Origin of the sequence: Streptomyces sp. NPDC051662, assembly GCF_040681655.1 — a bacterium.
Lineage (GTDB): Bacteria > Actinomycetota > Actinomycetes > Streptomycetales > Streptomycetaceae > Streptomyces.
The window spans coordinates 69597-84268 of record NZ_JBFAZD010000027.1 but is presented as its reverse complement, the minus strand read 5'-3'; the positions used below and the strand labels follow the sequence as shown (position 1 = coordinate 84268).

The 14672-nt window shown below is 71.1% G+C and carries 11 protein-coding genes; 2 read left to right on the top strand and 9 right to left on the bottom strand.

Translation table 11 applies throughout. The features are described from left to right. Positions 1 to 6: 6 nt before the first annotated feature. The gene (locus AB0M67_RS33080) at positions 7 to 1503 is read left to right on the top strand and encodes a hypothetical protein (protein WP_365751257.1); all 1497 of its coding nucleotides are present in this window, start codon (positions 7 to 9) and stop codon (positions 1501 to 1503) included. Here AB0M67_RS33080 and AB0M67_RS33075 read toward each other — a convergent pair. From AB0M67_RS33075 to AB0M67_RS33055, 5 genes are all read right to left on the bottom strand, one after another. Beyond that, positions 1479 to 2132: a helix-turn-helix domain-containing protein gene (locus AB0M67_RS33075; protein ID WP_365751256.1), complete on the bottom strand. Its 654-nt coding sequence runs from the start codon at positions 2130 to 2132 to the stop codon at positions 1479 to 1481. The genes AB0M67_RS33080 and AB0M67_RS33075 overlap by 25 nt on opposite strands. Before the next feature lie 205 nt (positions 2133 to 2337). Further along, entirely contained in the window at positions 2338 to 3048 is a 711-nt protein-coding gene (locus AB0M67_RS33070) for an HAD-IA family hydrolase (protein ID WP_365751255.1), read from the bottom strand. A 19-nt stretch (positions 3049 to 3067) separates the two neighbouring features. Continuing rightward, complete coding sequence (locus AB0M67_RS33065; RefSeq protein ID WP_365751254.1) at positions 3068 to 3769, bottom strand: phosphatase PAP2 family protein; 702 nt, start codon at positions 3767 to 3769, stop codon at positions 3068 to 3070. A 33-nt stretch (positions 3770 to 3802) separates the two neighbouring features. Continuing rightward, positions 3803 to 4738 carry a M56 family metallopeptidase gene (locus tag AB0M67_RS33060; RefSeq protein ID WP_365751253.1) on the bottom strand — a complete coding sequence of 312 codons (936 nt, stop codon included), beginning with the start codon at positions 4736 to 4738 and terminating at the stop codon, positions 3803 to 3805. A 109-nt stretch (positions 4739 to 4847) separates the two neighbouring features. Continuing rightward, positions 4848 to 5432, bottom strand: a complete 585-nt coding sequence (locus tag AB0M67_RS33055; protein WP_365751252.1) for a DUF5134 domain-containing protein — start codon at positions 5430 to 5432, stop codon at positions 4848 to 4850. 350 nt (positions 5433 to 5782) lie between these two features. On the opposite strand from AB0M67_RS33055, the gene AB0M67_RS33050 reads away from it, so the two are divergent. Continuing rightward, positions 5783 to 7057 (top strand): glycoside hydrolase family 71/99-like protein, encoded by a 1275-nt coding sequence (locus AB0M67_RS33050; RefSeq protein WP_365751251.1) that lies wholly within the window; start codon positions 5783 to 5785, stop codon positions 7055 to 7057. 72 nt (positions 7058 to 7129) lie between these two features. Here AB0M67_RS33050 and AB0M67_RS33045 read toward each other — a convergent pair whose 3' ends face one another. The 4 genes from AB0M67_RS33045 to AB0M67_RS33030 form a co-directional block, all read right to left on the bottom strand. Beyond that, complete coding sequence (locus tag AB0M67_RS33045; protein ID WP_365751250.1) at positions 7130 to 9403, bottom strand: ROK family protein; 2274 nt, start codon at positions 9401 to 9403, stop codon at positions 7130 to 7132. Then, entirely contained in the window at positions 9396 to 12608 is a 3213-nt protein-coding gene (locus tag AB0M67_RS33040) for a glycoside hydrolase family 38 C-terminal domain-containing protein (RefSeq protein ID WP_365751249.1), read from the bottom strand. Before AB0M67_RS33040 ends, AB0M67_RS33045 begins: the two co-directional genes overlap by 8 nt. A gap of 195 nt (positions 12609 to 12803) precedes the next feature. Continuing rightward, the gene (locus AB0M67_RS33035; protein WP_365751248.1) at positions 12804 to 13883 is read right to left on the bottom strand and encodes a Gfo/Idh/MocA family oxidoreductase; all 1080 of its coding nucleotides are present in this window, start codon (positions 13881 to 13883) and stop codon (positions 12804 to 12806) included. Further along, positions 13868 to 14536, bottom strand: coding sequence for a ThuA domain-containing protein (locus AB0M67_RS33030; RefSeq protein WP_365751247.1), 669 nt, complete (start codon positions 14534 to 14536; stop codon positions 13868 to 13870). Before AB0M67_RS33030 ends, AB0M67_RS33035 begins: the two co-directional genes overlap by 16 nt. Positions 14537 to 14672: the final 136 nt, after the last annotated feature.

Sequence of the window (14672 nt, the reverse complement as noted above, 5' to 3'; positions counted from 1 at the left end):
GACGCAGTGAGTTCGTTGCACACCACTCGCGTGCGGCGCAGACGTCTGGGCGTGGCGGCAGCCGCGGCCGGGCTCTTCGCCACTCTGCTGGCCGCCGGTCCGGCGGTCGCCACACCGGACCCCGGTGATGGTCAGGCCAAGGAGAAGATCTCCAGCAGCCAGGCAGCCGAGGTCAAGTCAGCCATCCAGAACGGCGAGATACCCGGCGTGGACGAGGTCGTCCACAGCTCCAATATCAGTCATCTCGCCAATGTGCCCAAGGACCTGATCAAGGGGACCAACTCGGACCTCGCGTTCCAGGGCAAGTACGCCTTCTCGGGCAACTACGACGGCTTCCGGATCTTCGACATCAGCAACCCGAAGTCCCCGAAGACCGTCGCGCAGGTGCTCTGTCCCGGATCGCAGAACGACATCTCGGTCTCGGGCGATCTGCTCTTCCTCTCCACCGACTCCTCGCGCAGCGACAATTCGTGCAACAGCACGTCGCAGTCCGCCACGGAGAAGTCGTCCTGGGAGGGCATGAAGATCTTCGACATCAGCGACAAGCGGAACCCCAAGTACGTCGCCGCTGTCGAGACCGCGTGCGGTTCACACACCCATACGCTGGTGCCGGAGCGCAAGGACGTCTACGTCTACGTCTCCTCGTACTCGCCCAGCGCCTCCTTCCCGGACTGCCAGCCGCCGCACGACGGTATCTCCATCATCAAGGTGCCGCGCAAGTCCCCGGAGAAGGCCGCGGTCGTGAACTTCCCGGTGCTCTTCCCGGAGGGCGGAAACCCGGGAGCGCCCACCAACCCGGGTGTCTCGGCGACCACCGGCTGCCACGACATCACGGTGCTGCCCTCCAAGGACCTGGCCGCCGGTGCCTGCATGGGTGACGGCATCCTGTTCGACATCAAGGACCCGGAGCGCCCCAGGGTGATCGACCAGGTCCAGGACAATGTCAACTTCGCCTTCTGGCACTCGGCCACCTTCAACCAGCAGGCCAACAAGGTCGTCTTCACCGACGAGCTGGGCGGCGGTGGCGCCGCCACCTGCAACGCCGAGATCGGTCCGAACAGGGGCGCCGACGGCATCTACGACATCGTCGGCAAGGGCGACAAGCGCAAGCTGGTCTTCCGTAGCTACTACAAGATCCCCCGCTACCAGGCGGACACCGAGAACTGCGTCGCCCACAACGGCTCGCTGATCCCGGTCAAGGGCCGCGACATCATGGTCCAGTCCTGGTACCAGGGTGGCGTCTCCGTCTGGGACTTCACCAACTCCTCGAAGCCGAAGGAGATCGCGTACTTCGAGCGCGGTCCGATCTCGGCCGAGACCATGGTCGGCGGCGGCACATGGTCCTCGTACTACTACAACGGCTACATCTACTCGAACGACATGGTCAAGGGCTTCGATGTGCTCAAGATCGATGACCGTCTGACCGACCCCGCGAAGCGGGTGCGGATGTCCGAGCTGAACGTGCAGACGCAGCCGGACTACTTCGACCGCTCAGGCCACTGAAGGATCAGGTCCTGACTCGTTCCGCCGGGCGGGCAGCCGCCCGGCGGAACGCCGAGTTCCCAGTCCAGCCCGTAGCGCTGGAACAACTCGGCGCGCAGCCGTGGCAGCGGCATCGGCGCACCCGGCATCAGCACGGCGAAGACCGCGCCCATCAACAGGGCGCGCAGCAGCGGATAGTCGCTGTCCGGGTCCTGTGAGCCGTACCGCACCACCGTGTCCCGCAGCAGCCCCGCGAGCCGCTGTTGCTCCGGGCACTGGACGAACCCCTCGGCCTGAAGGATGCCGGCCATATGCGTCCGCATCAGGACCGGGCTGTCCTCGGTGAGTCCGAGAATGGCGTCGATCGCCCGTGCCAGCAGCTCCCGGCCGTCCTCCGTGGCCGGTTCGCGCTCCAGGGCCGCCTGGAGCGTGCGGTGCATCAGCCGGTGGACGGCGGACTGCAGCAGCTGCCGCTTCCCCGGGAAGTAGTACGAGACGAGACCGCGTGCGGAACCCGCCCTGTCGGCGATGTCGGCGAGCGTCGTGGCCTCGTAACCGCGTTCGGCGACCAACTCGACCGTCGCCTGAAGCAACCGCTCACGTGAACGTCGACGGAGCTCTTCATTGACCGATGCGCTCCGCGGGGACATGCTTGACTCCTGCGTTGACTGGCTCTAAGCCAATATACTCAGTGCGTCCCGCCTCAGACCCTTCCGGGCCTGGTCAGCGGGGCTGCCGCCTGCCTTGGGCGACGCGGGGGATCGCCCAAGGCAGGTGGTTTCGGCATGCCAGGACGGCGCTCCGGTGCCCGTTTGGGGCCCCGGGGCCGCCCGTTTCACGGCTCTGTCAACGGGTCTATCGCAACGGTCCCCGGCTCGCCAGGGCGATAACGGGCCGTAGTCCCGCCGGGCGCTCCTCGACCGGCAGATGGTCCACGAAATGGACGGAGCAGCCCAGCTCCGCCGCTCCGCCGTCCGCCCCGCGGTCGTCGCCGACCATCAGCACATCGTGCGGATCCTGCCCCAACTCCTCGCAGGCCGCCCGGAACAGCCGCGGGTCCGGCTTCTGGATGCCGTGCTCGTACGAGAGCACATACGCGTCGACGAACGCGTCCAGGCCATGGGCACGGAAGACCGGCCGCAGATCCCAGCCGATATTGCTGACCACCGCGATGCCGATGCCCTCGCGGCGCAGCGTGCCGAGCACCTCGGCGGCGTCGGTGTACGGACGCCAGGCGTCCGGTGTCATATGACGGTCGTAGAGCGCGTCGTACAGGGCCGTGTCGGGCAGCTTCACCTGCCGGGCGAGCCCGGTGTACGCGGCGCGGTGGTTCCCGGCGCTCTCGTCGCGGGTGGCCCACAGCCCGGCCAGGTCCCGCGGCACACGCTCCGGTGAGGAGCCACCGGGCAGCGCGCCCGCCACGGCCAGCCGCATCGCGTACCGCCGCACCTCGTCGGGGGGTACGGCGACGCCCGCCTCGTCGAGCACGGCACGCAGCCAGGAGCCCGCGGATTCGATTCGGAAGAGGGTTCCGGAGAAGTCGAAGAGCACACCCTTGAAGGTCATACGTACGATCCTCGCCGGGTCACGGCTTCCTGGACAAGGTCACGCGCCCGTACACCGAGACCGAGAACGCGACCAGACAGCCACCGAACAGCCATCCTCCGATGACGTCCGCGCTCCAGTGCACCCCCAGCCACAGCCGGGTCAGGCCCGCGCCGGCCACCGATACGGCCGCGACGAGCACCGCCGTACGCCAGGGCCATCCGCCGGCCCCGTGGCGCCGCAGCAGCCACAGCAGCAGCCCACAGGTCACCGCGGCGGTCATGGCGTGTCCCGACGGGTACGCCGCGAAGTGCGCGGAGTCGACCGGGTCGGGCCACCGCGGGCGCTCACGCCCGACGGCGGCCTTCGCCCCCTGGGAGACGGCCGCGCCCAGCGCCGCCGTCCCCGCCGTCCACAGCGCGAGCAGCCGCTCACGCCGCAGCCACAGCGTGATCACGGCCACCGCGGTCAGCAGCCGCATCGTCCAAGGATCCCAGAACCAGTCCGTGAGCACCCGGTTCAGCCAGGTCGCGCCCGGCTCGGCCACCGCGCGGCGGTGCAGCTCATCCGCGACCCACCGGTCGAAGGTGAACAGCGGACCCCACTCGGCGACGACGAGCACGGTCAGTACCGCCGAGAGGACGGCCAGCAGCGCGGCTGTCGCGCCCGCCCCGGTGGGCCCGGTGCGTGGGGGACGGTCCTGGGGCGGCGGGGAGACCATGGGGGCTGAGGGCGAGAGCATGGGGTGATCCTCGCGCACCCGGCGAGCGGGGGGCTATCCCAGGGCGCGCAGCGCCGGTACGAAGGCGACCAGCAGTGGCACCACCGGTACCAGCGCCGCCGCCGCGGTCAGCCGCAGCCGGCGTCCCGCGGTGAGCCGGGGTACGGGCGACAGCAGCCGGTTCACCCGCTGGGGCAGCTGCGCGTCCGGGGCGGTGCCCGGCCCGAACACCCCGCGGTCCTCGTTCAGTTCGACCAGTGCGAGCGCGATCGTCAGCCGCCCGAAGCGCCGGGAGGCGACATCGTCGGCGGCCAGCTCGACCAGCCGGTGCATCTCGTCGCGGAACGCCGCGAATACCGGCACCTGCGGGAATCCGTTCGCCAGCGCCCCCGAGCAGTGCAGCAGCCAGTCGTGCCTGGCGCGCGCGTGGCCCTGCTCATGGGCGAGTACGGCATCGAGCTGGCGCCCCTTCAGACGGCGCAGCGCGGCCGTGGTGATGACCAGTTGGGGCGCGGCGCCCGGCAGCCACCACGCGCCGGGACGCTCGCCCTCCAGGACCACGAGCGGCTCGTCGCGCGGTTCCTCGCCGGGCAGCACGGGGGAGCGTACGAGCAGTTCCTTGCGGCGCTGCCGGCGCCGACGGCGGGCCCGGTGGATCTCACGGGTGAGCATCGCGGCCGTCCACAGGCCACCGCTGGCCAGCAGTACGGTCAGGACGGCGGTCCACGGCCCGTGCGAGCCGAAGGCATAGGCCTCCACGACCCCGCGCGGGGCGGGCGCGAAGACATGACCGCGTACGAGCAGCCAGGACGCGGCGGCGCTGAAGGTCATGGAGAGCGCGAAGCTCAGCAGCACGGCCGCCACGACGCACTGCCACACCCAGAGCGCCACCACGGGCTCGCGCTCCGGCCAGTCGGCGCGCGACAGGAGCCGCGGGGCGACGACGGCGGCCAGCGCACCGAGCAGCAGCAGTGCCAGGGAGACCATCATGGTCACCAGAGTATGAGGGGCGCGCTACCCAGGGGTACGTCCTTGCCCGGCAAGTGACCCACGACACGTTTCGGCTCGGTCGCCGCTGATCCTCCGGGACCGGCCGCGGTCAGAGCGTGAGCAGCATCGCCACCATCGCGATGCCCATGGAGAGACGGCAGACCAGCGCCAGTTCCGGGCGCTCGCCCCAGCCCGCCTGGGCCGTGCCGCCGCCGCTCTCGTGGCCCGCGGTGGCCGGGACCGGCAGCAGCCGGGCGCCCGACCACAGCACATAGCCGGCGTAGTAGACCAGCAGTACACCGGTGATCAGCGGCGCTCCGCTCCCCGTGCCCGCCGCCCCCGTCGTGTGCGCGCTGTGTGCCCCCGCCGGGGCGAGAGCCATGACCCCGGCCATATAGACCATCGCGAGCATCCCCAGCAGATGGTGCAGCCGGTGCCCCGTCCCGCCGGCCCTGAGGAGCGTATGGAGCGCCGCGCCGGCGAACACCACCACGTACGCCGCCCAGATCCACCGGGGCGGCGTCAGCACGGCGGCGGGCACCGCCATGGCCGCCATCCCGAACCCCATCAGCGCCTCGCCGCCCATCGAACCGCGCTGGTCACCCACGCCGGCGCGCAAGCGCAGCAGACAGTAACTCCCGGCCGCCGCGCAGAGCGCGACGAGCAGCCAGCCGGACATCGCAGGTCCGTGCATCGCACCTCCCCCGTCTACGGACTCGTCGAGGGAATGCCCGGCGCCGCCGATGCGCATACGAGCGCAGAGGGACACAGGGGGAGCGCACCGGGGGTCACGGGCCCGGTGGGGCACCGTCGTCCGGTAATTCACATTTCGCTGGAAACGGAAAGCGTAAAGAAAATCGACTGACACGCCCTCGCTTTTTCCGATCGAATTCCTGGTGCGCATGGCCTTGTGGCGGCGGTGGCGCCCGACTACTTTGCGAAGGCGCGCCCTTGGGGGCCGGGCGGACTGCCGCCGCCTGTAAATCCCCCCACCCCCGAGGACTTTACGCATTCTGGCAGATATCGAGTGGGAGGAATTCCCCCATGCATATGTCACGACGGTCGGCCCTCGCGTCCGCACTGGCGGCTTCGGCCGCCATCGCCGGCGTCGGCGCAGCCCAGCAGGGTGCCGCGGCGTCCGAACCGCGCCGCCGCGCACAGCAGGGCCCCACCGCCAGTCCTCCCGGTGACGTGGTCGGCAAAATCACGGTGGGTTACCAGGGCTGGTTCGCCTGCACCGGTGACGGCGCCCCCATCAATGGGTGGTGGCACTGGAGTCAGAACATGAGCCAGCCGCCGTCGCTCAGCAATACCACCATCAAGTCGTGGCCGGACATGCGGGAATACTCCCGCGGTTACCCCACCGCCTACCCGAACCTGAACAGCGGCCAGTCCGCCACGCTGTTCTCCTCCTGGGACCAGCAGACGGTCGACACGCACTTCCGCTGGATGCGGGAGAACAACTGCGACACGGCCGCGCTCCAGCGCTTCAACCCCTTCAGCCCGGAGGGCCCGACCCGGGACGCGATGGCGCAGAAGGTGCGCCAGGCGGCCGAGGCCAACGGCCGCAAGTTCTACATCATGTACGACGTCACCGGCTGGACGTCCATGCAGTCCCAGATCAAGGAGGACTGGACGTCGAAGATGAGGGCGCACACGGCGTCCGGCGCCTACGCGAAGCAGAACGGCAAGCCGGTGGTGTGCATCTGGGGCTTCGGCTTCAACGACCCGGGCCGCCCCTTCGCGCCCGCGCCGTGCAAGGAGGTCGTGGACTGGTTCAAGGCCCAGGGCTGCTATGTCATCGGCGGTGTGCCCACCCACTGGCGCAACAGCACCGATGACTCCCGGCCCGGCTTCCAGGACGTGTACCGCGCGTTCAACATGATCTCGCCCTGGATGGTCGGACGGATCGGCAACGTCGCCGACACCGACCGGTTCTTCCGCGACGTCAACACCCCCGACCAGGCGGAATGCAACGCCCGCGGCATCGACTACCAGCCGTGCGTGATGCCGGGCGATCTTCAGGAACGCCACCGCGCCCACGGTGACTTCATGTGGCGGCAGTTCTACAACATGGTGCGGGTCGGCGCGCAGGGCATCTACATCTCCATGTTCGACGAGTTCAACGAGGGCAACCAGATCGCGAAGACCGCCGAGACCGGTGCGCAGGTGCCGTCCGGGTCGGGTATCTGGGCGCTGGACGAGGACGGCACCTCCTGCTCGTCCGACTACTACCTGCGGCTGACCGGCGACGGTGGCCGGATGCTCAAGGGCCAGATCGGTCTGACGGCCACCAGGCCCACCGCGCCCAGGATCTGACGGGCGATCACTCGGCGGGGCGGTAGCGTGCGGGCCGCCGGGGCACCCCCGGCGGCCCCTCCGCGCTCCGTATCAGCCGGCCGGCAGATGCCGTGCCCGGCTCTCCCGCCCGCGCAGCCGGGGGGTGAATGTCGCGTGGAAGATGGTCGACGCCGCTCCCACCGCGGCGGCCTCCGCGCTCAGCACGGACGGTTCGACCGCGACCCGCCGCAGCCGTCTGGCCGTCGGGAACGCGTTGACGGTACGGGCGATCTCCTCCAGATAGAAGTCGGCGACGTCCTCGGTGAAGAAGGGGCCGCCGAGCACGATCAGATCGATGTCCAGCAGATCGACCATGCCCAGCGCCCCCCGCCCCACCGCCTGCGCGACCTCGCGTACGGCCGCCGCCGCCGCGGGATCGCCCGCGGCGGCTGCCTCGCCCACCGCCAGATACGCGGCGGTGCTCCCCGACGTACCTCCCGGCGCGGCCGGTACGGGACGCATCCCGCCCCGGGCCGCGAGCTCCGGTACGGACACCGGCGGATTGCACTCCGGAAGGATCTCCGGTCTGCCGTTCTTGGCCACCCGTCCCAGGGCGATGGCGCACAACTGCCCGAACTCCCCGGCGTTGGCGCTGATCCCGCGGTACAGATCGCCATTGAGATAGAGCCCGGTACCGACGCCGGTACCGAGATAGAGATACGCGAAGTCCCTGGCCCTGCGGTCGCGCCCGATCCACCGCTCACCGGCCGCCGCCGCGGTGGAGTCCTTCTCCATCAGGACGGGGCACGGGAAGTGGTCCTGGAGCAGATACAGCAGCGGCAGATCACCCCAGGCCGACATCAGCGGCGGTCCGAGCACCGTGCCCGACGCGGTGTCGACCGGCCCCGGGACGGCGACGCCAATACCGAGGAAGCCGTCCTCCCGTACCGATCCACGCGCCTCCGCCAGCGTCTCCCGGCCCAGCGCGGCCACCCGTTCGACGAACTCCGCCGGATCGATGTCGGCGCTCACGGGCCGCGTACGGGTACGGACGATCGCGCCGTCGAGGTCGATGACGACCGCGGTGAGCACCTCCGGGTCGATATGGATACCGAGCGCGTGGGCGGCCGTCCCGCAGAGCCGCACCGGGGTACGGGGTTTGCCCGAGGTGGCGCGCCGCTGGGCGTCCTCGATGAGGATGCCCCGGTCCAGCAGTGACCTGGCGATCCGGGAGACCGACTGCTGGGTGAGGCCCGTGCGGTGGGCAATCTCACCCCGGGTGATGGTGCCGGAGAGCCGTACCGTCTCGATGACCACACACTCGTTGAACGAACCCAGATCGATCTGGTTGACCCCGCTCCAGGACTGGCTTCCCGCCGTGCTGTCCGCGCGGTGGTCCGTGCCCGGAGGGCCCGCGACGTTCTCACGCAGCCAGCGCACCGCGGCGCACGGGGTGTCGGGCCGCGCCGCCGCGTACCGTTCCAGCTCGGCCGCCAGATCGAGATAGACCCGGCGCGAGGACTCCGGATGGCTGGTGCTGTCGAGCGCGATCATGGCCCGGAGGAAGGTGCGCCAAGTCGACCGTGCCGGGATCTGATGACGCGTCACTCCGAATTGGTACGGGGCCTGTTGGGGTAAGTCGTCGCCGTCCGCCGCCGTCTCCCAGAGCGTGATGGCGTGCAGCCCGAGGTCCGGATGGCTGCGGCCGGCCTCGGCCAGATACTCCGTCAGGCCGCCGGGCGCCGAGGGGGTGTTACCGTCCGCCCCGTGCGCCGTCGCCGCCGTCAGCGCGGCCTCCACCGCCCGGTCGAGTCCGGCCAGTACGTCCGTGCCGAGCACGGTCCCGGCGGCGGACTGCCGGGGCGCCCCCTGGCGGGTGCCCGCCAGGAGGACGGCGCGCCACGGGTCCACGTACAGGCCCATCACCCAGACCTCGGCGCTGGGCAGCGGTGGTCTGGTCGGTACGGACGGGACGGGTGTCTCGTCGGGGGAGAGCCGCCAGCGGCGCCGGATCCCGGCGACCGTGGCGTGCGAGAGGCCCAGCTCCCTGGCGACCGCGCGCGAGGCACCGCTGCCACCGGGCGCCAGCAGCGTACGGGTGACGACCTCCGCCTCGTCCACGGTGGCGGGCCGGCCGGTGCGCGGGCGCCTGCCGAGGCCGTCGATCCCCGCGCTCGTCCAGCGCTGGCGCCAGGTGCCGACCGTCTGCCGGGACACCCCGAGCCGACGGGAGATCTCGGCGTCGCGCAGCCCGTCCGCGGCGAGGAGGACGACACTCGCCCGGGTCGCGAGCGGGCCGCCCTCCTCGGCCCAGCGGCGCAAGACGGCCCGGTGCTCCGGGGGCAGAGAGCCGACCGGGCCGTCGTTCCGGGGGGCCTCAGGCACCGGTGTCCCCTCCGGCCCCGAGGTGTGCTGCGGTACATGACGTGGCCGAGACAGGGCGGTCCGCCACCGTACGGTCCGCCACCGTACGGTCCCCGGGCGTCAGCCGCAGCGTAAGGATCTGGAAGGGCCGCAGCGCGAGGGCGACCGCGCCGTCCTCGTACGGGCGCGCGGCGAGCGGTTCCTCCAGGAGGTCCGTCTCGCACACCGACGTCACCGGGAACGCGGCGGAGAGCGTCGTACGGGCCCGGCCGCCGCGCGACTCGTAGAGCCGTACGACCACGTCCCCCGAGCGGTCGTCGGCAAGCTTCACCGCCTCCACGATCACATCGGGATGGTCCACCGAGACCAGCGGCGGAGCGGCGGATCCCGCGGCACCCGAAGGTCCTGGGCGCAGCGGCAGATTGACGGCGTACCCCTCGGCGATCGCGTCACCGATCCCCGCCCCGGGGCGTACCACGTGTCTGAAGCGCTGCGGCCCCCGGTCGGCGTGCGGGTCGGGGCTGTGCGCCGCGCGCAGCAGGGTGAGCCGTACGGTGGTGGTCGTGCCGGCGTCCTCGCGGGTGTGGCGCGAGACGTCATAGCCGTAGGTGGAGTCGCCGGCCAGTGCCACGCCCCAGCCGTGCTCGCCCACCTGGATCCAGCGGTGCGCCCATAGCTCACAACGCGCCCCCTCCGCAGCCGAGTTCTCGTGCGTGGGGCGCGTGACATGTCCGAACTGGATCTCGGCGCTGCTGTGTTCGGCGTGGACGTCGAGCGGCCAGACCGCTTTGAGGAGAGTGTCGCGCTCGCGCCAGTCGACCTCGGTGTCGATCGTGAGGGACCGGCTCCCGGCGGTCAGCGAGAGCGTCTGCTCGATCGTGGTCCTGCCGGTGTTCCGCCCCACGCGGACGGCTGCCAACAACGGCCCCCGCGCGGTCACTTCGACCGAGTCGGCACGGTCGAGATCGCGGAACACCTCGCGGTGGCGGGCGTCCAGGTTCCGGGCACTCCAGCACGGCGGGTCGTCGCGGTGCAGGCGCAGCAGATTGCCCGCCGCTCCCGGCGCGACGGTCTCCCGTCCGGTGGTGAGGTCCAGTACGGAACGTACGAGCCCCTCGGCGTCGACGTGGATCCGCAGCAGCCCGTTGTCCAGCAGCCGCCCGCCGCCGTCCGCGGGCCGTACGGTCACCGGCGCGACCCCCGCGGTCCCGGCGACGACCGCGCCACGGCCGAGGGCCGGCGCCTCGGCCAGTACGGCGACGCGTCCGTCGGCCAGCGGCTGCCCGCCACCGGCCGGCCGGTCCTGGTCCAGAACCACCACCTCGCGGCGCGCGAGCGGCCCCGCGTTGAAGACGGACACGCCGGTGGCGGCGCCGCCGTCGAATGCTCCCACGGCCCGGCGGATCAGCCGCTCCAGACGGCGGTGGACCTCGCGGTAGAGCTGCTCGGCCTCTTGATGCGCCCAGGCGGTCGAGGTGCCGGACAGCAGATCGTGGCTCTGCTGGAGCAGGACCTTCTTCCACAGGGTGTCGAGTTCGTCGTACGGATAGGGGACGCCGTCCCGGACGGCGGCGCTCGCCGACCACAACTCGGCCTCGCGCAGCAGCGATTCGGCGCGGCGGTTGCCGCGCTTGGTACGCGCCTGGCTGGTGTACGTGCCGTGATGGGACTCCGGACGGAACTCACCGCGCCATACCGGCGCGTCCGGACGCGCGTCGAGGGCGTCCCGGAAGAAGTGCGCGGGAGGCCGGCTTCCGACGCGCGGCGAGCCTTCCAGATCGGCCAGCCGGCGGGCGCGCTCCAGTGTCTCGCGGGTGGGGCCGTGACCGTCGGCGCCGCCGAGGGGCAGCAGGGAGCGGGCCGCGCCGCCCTGACCGGCGAACTCCTCGGTGACGTAGGCCAGTTCCCCGCCCGACAGGTCGCCCGGAGTGAGGTCGGAGCCCGGCGGGAAGTGGCTGAGGATACGGGTGCCGTCGATGCCCTCCCACCAGAAGGTGTGATGGGGTACGTGGCCGGAGTTCTCCGCGAGGAACCAGCGGGCCCCGGCGAGCACCGCCAACTGCGGGAAGGCGGCGCTCAGTCCGGATCCACCGGGCAGCCAGGCACCGTCGGTGTCGGTGCCCAGCTCGACGCGGTAGAAGCGGCGGCCGTGGACGAACTGGCGGGCCAGCGCCTCGCCGCCGGGCAGATTCCCGTCGGGCTCGGCCCACATGCCGCCGACCGGGACCCATGTGCCGTCGGCGACGGACTTGCGCACCCTCTCGAAGACATGCGGTTGGCGGTCCTTCAGCCAGGCGTACCGCTGGGCGCCGGGCGCGGCGAGCGTCAGTTCCGGGTACTCCTCGGCCAGCGCGGTCATGGTGCTGAAGGCGCGGGCGGTCTCGCGTACGGACTCCCGCGCCGGTCCCAGCCGGGCCGCTCCCAGGGGCGCGCGGCCGACGACCGCGACGGTGTGGGCGGACTCGTGGGCGCGACGGGCCAGTACGGGGGCGAGGATCCGCCGGGCATGCGCGGCGGTGCCGGCGACATCGCGGGGATCGACGGCGTCCACGGCCTCTTCGAGGGCCCGCAGGATCGCGTACCGACGGGGCGGCTCCGCCGGGAGCGCCGGCATCAGGCCGTTCAGGACATCGATGTCATGGATCAGTTGCCAGACGGTCTCGTCGCGTACGGCGAGATCGGCGCGGAGCAGCCGGTACAGGGGCTCGTCCCCCGCGGTGACCGGATCCCCGTACCGCGCACCCGCGCCGGTGGCCGGGTCGATCGGCGGATTGGCGGCGGCTTCGACGAACAGCAGGACCGGCTCGCCGCCGCCCGCCGGGGCGGACACCGTCATGGACCGGTGCCGCCCGTGCAGCCCCTGGAGGGGGATGCCGTGCGCGTCATGGACGAGCCCCACGGCACGGCTCTCCGCGTCCGCGCCCCCGAAGCCGGGGCCGGGCTCGAAGCCGAGGTCGAAGACCGCCTCCACTCGCTCGCCCGCCCAGCGCCGCGGGACGGTGGCGTGCACCTGGAACCAACTGGTGGACCAGGGACGGCCCCAGGCATCGCCCACGAAGAACGGCGAGTAGTCGGCCCGGAGCGCCACATCGACGGGCACCGGCTCCCCGGGGATGTGCCAGGCAGCGATATCCATCGGAAGCCGCTCGGTGTACAGCGCGGGACGCAGACGGGCGGCGAGGAAATGACTGATCCGCGCCTCTCCGGACTTCCTGCGGTCATACATGGGCGGCCCTTCCTGTCCAGCCAGTAACCGCCATGTAAAACCAGGTGTGTTATCAAGTCAACGGCTTTGCCTCTTCGTTCTTCTTCCTGGTGGTGACGGCACGCCTCGGAATTGTCAGGCTGATTAATTGACGAATTCCGAAGCTGCCGGAAAGTAAGTGAATTGACAGGCCGGTGCGGGGACGCCGGACGGCCCTCAGTGCCGTACCGGCTCGGGCCTGACGCAGCAGCTCTCCACCGGGAGCGCCCTGCCTTCGCGCGCCGAGTCGAGCAGCGTCAGCATGATGTCCAGGACATGGCGCGCCAGTTCGGCGGATGCCCGGTGCGGGCGGCCCGCGGCGAGTGACTCGGCCAGATCCGCGAGCCCGGTGCCGCGCCCCGCTCCCACATATCCGGCGGTGACCGGCAGCGCCTCCCACTCGCCGGTGCCCCGGTGCAGTTCGACCGTTCCGTCGAACCCGTTGGGGTCGGGGAGGGACAGTGAGGCCCCGGTGCCGTGCACCTCGATACGCGGGAGCCGGGCGGCCTGGATGTCGAAGCTCATCACCAGGGTGGTGAGGGCGCCGTTGGCGTGCCGCAGTACCCCCGTGACATGGGTGTCGACCTCCACCGCGAACCGTTCACCGGCCCGCGGCCCGCTGCCGATCTCCCGTTCGGTCCTGGGCCGGGATCCCGCGCCGGTGACCGTGATGACAGGGCCCAGCAGATGCACGAGCGCCGAGAGGTAGTAGGGACCCATGTCGAGCAGCGGGCCGCCGCCCCGCCGGTAGTAGAACTCGGGGTCCGGGTGCCAGCGTTCGTGGCCGGCCGTGGTCATGAAGGCGGTCGCGGCGACCGGCGTGCCGATGAGTCCGTCGTCGACCGCCTTGCGCGCCGTCTGGACGCCCGTACCGAGCACGGTGTCGGGCGCGCAGCCGATCCGCAGCCCGCCCGCCTCGGCCGCGGCCAGCGTCCGGTCCGCCTCCGCGCGCGTGGCGGCCAGCGGCTTCTCCCCGTACACATGCTTGCCCGCGGCGAGCGCGGCCAGGGCGACCTCGGCGTGGACCGCCGGGATCGTCAGATTGAGTACGGCGTCCACGTCGGGGCGTACCACCAGCTTGTCCGCCGAGCCGACGACCGCCACCCCCGGCATCCGGGCGGCGACCGCCGCGGCGCGGTCCCGGTCGAGGTCCGTGACGGCCGTCAGTGTGACGTCGTCCAGCCGTTCCAGTGTGTCCAGATAGGCGCCGCTGATCCTGCCCGCGCCCACCATGCCGATCCTCAGCGGCTCGCCCACAGCAGTCCCCTCTCGGTGAGCACCCGTACCTCGGGCACATCGAAGTCGTCCGGTTTGTGGCCGATGGTGGAGACGAAGACCCGCCCCTCGCCCCATGTCCTGGTCCAGACGGCCGGCATGGTGACCGGCCGCGCCCGCTCCTCGTCGGCCGCGAACTCCGTGGTCGCCAGGACGTCGATCAGCGGGTCGGTGGCCAGCCAGTACTTCTCCGTATGGACACGGAAGTCGCTCAGTCCGGCGATCACGGGATGGTCGGCGTGCTCCTCGGCCAACGTGACCGTGTGGTCGGAGAAGCCGGGCGGATGCATCAGGAACTGGCCGCCGGTGAGCAGCTGGTAGCCGACATCGCCCCGGAAGGAGTCCACGATCCCGCCGTGCCAGCCTGCCAGTCCGGTACCGGCCAGGACCGCCGCGGTGAGTCCGGCGCTCTGCTCGGCGGTGATCTCGCCCATCGTCCAGCACTGGACCACCAGATCGGTGGCGGCGAGGAGTGCCGCGTCCGTGTAGACGTCCAGGGTGTCGGAGATCCGGATGTCGTAGCCGCGGTCGCGGAGGAAGGGCAGGAACAGTTCCGTGATCGCCACGGGCTGATGTCCCTCCCAGCCGCCACGGACCACCAGGGCCCTCCGGGCATCGGATGTCTCGGACGTCATGGTCGTTGCACGCTCCCATCGGCGTTGCACGGCAGGGCCAGCGAACTTCGCGATACAGATAGCGGAATGGCGTACTGTCACCCGAACGTATGAAGAGGGAGATCTATTTGTCAACGACTCTACCAAATAGTCGGCA

Coding starts and splice junctions, on each gene's coding strand:
- AB0M67_RS33075 (WP_365751256.1), bottom strand. CDS start 2,132: ATGTCCCCGCGGAGCGCATCGGTCAATGAAGAGCTCCGTCGACGTTCA.
- AB0M67_RS33070 (WP_365751255.1), bottom strand. CDS start 3,048: ATGACCTTCAAGGGTGTGCTCTTCGACTTCTCCGGAACCCTCTTCCGA.
- AB0M67_RS33065 (WP_365751254.1), bottom strand. CDS start 3,769: ATGCTCTCGCCCTCAGCCCCCATGGTCTCCCCGCCGCCCCAGGACCGT.
- AB0M67_RS33060 (WP_365751253.1), bottom strand. CDS start 4,738: ATGATGGTCTCCCTGGCACTGCTGCTGCTCGGTGCGCTGGCCGCCGTC.
- AB0M67_RS33055 (WP_365751252.1), bottom strand. CDS start 5,432: ATGCACGGACCTGCGATGTCCGGCTGGCTGCTCGTCGCGCTCTGCGCG.
- AB0M67_RS33050 (WP_365751251.1), top strand. CDS start 5,783: ATGCATATGTCACGACGGTCGGCCCTCGCGTCCGCACTGGCGGCTTCG.
- AB0M67_RS33040 (WP_365751249.1), bottom strand. CDS start 12,608: ATGTATGACCGCAGGAAGTCCGGAGAGGCGCGGATCAGTCATTTCCTC.
- AB0M67_RS33030 (WP_365751247.1), bottom strand. CDS start 14,536: ATGACGTCCGAGACATCCGATGCCCGGAGGGCCCTGGTGGTCCGTGGC.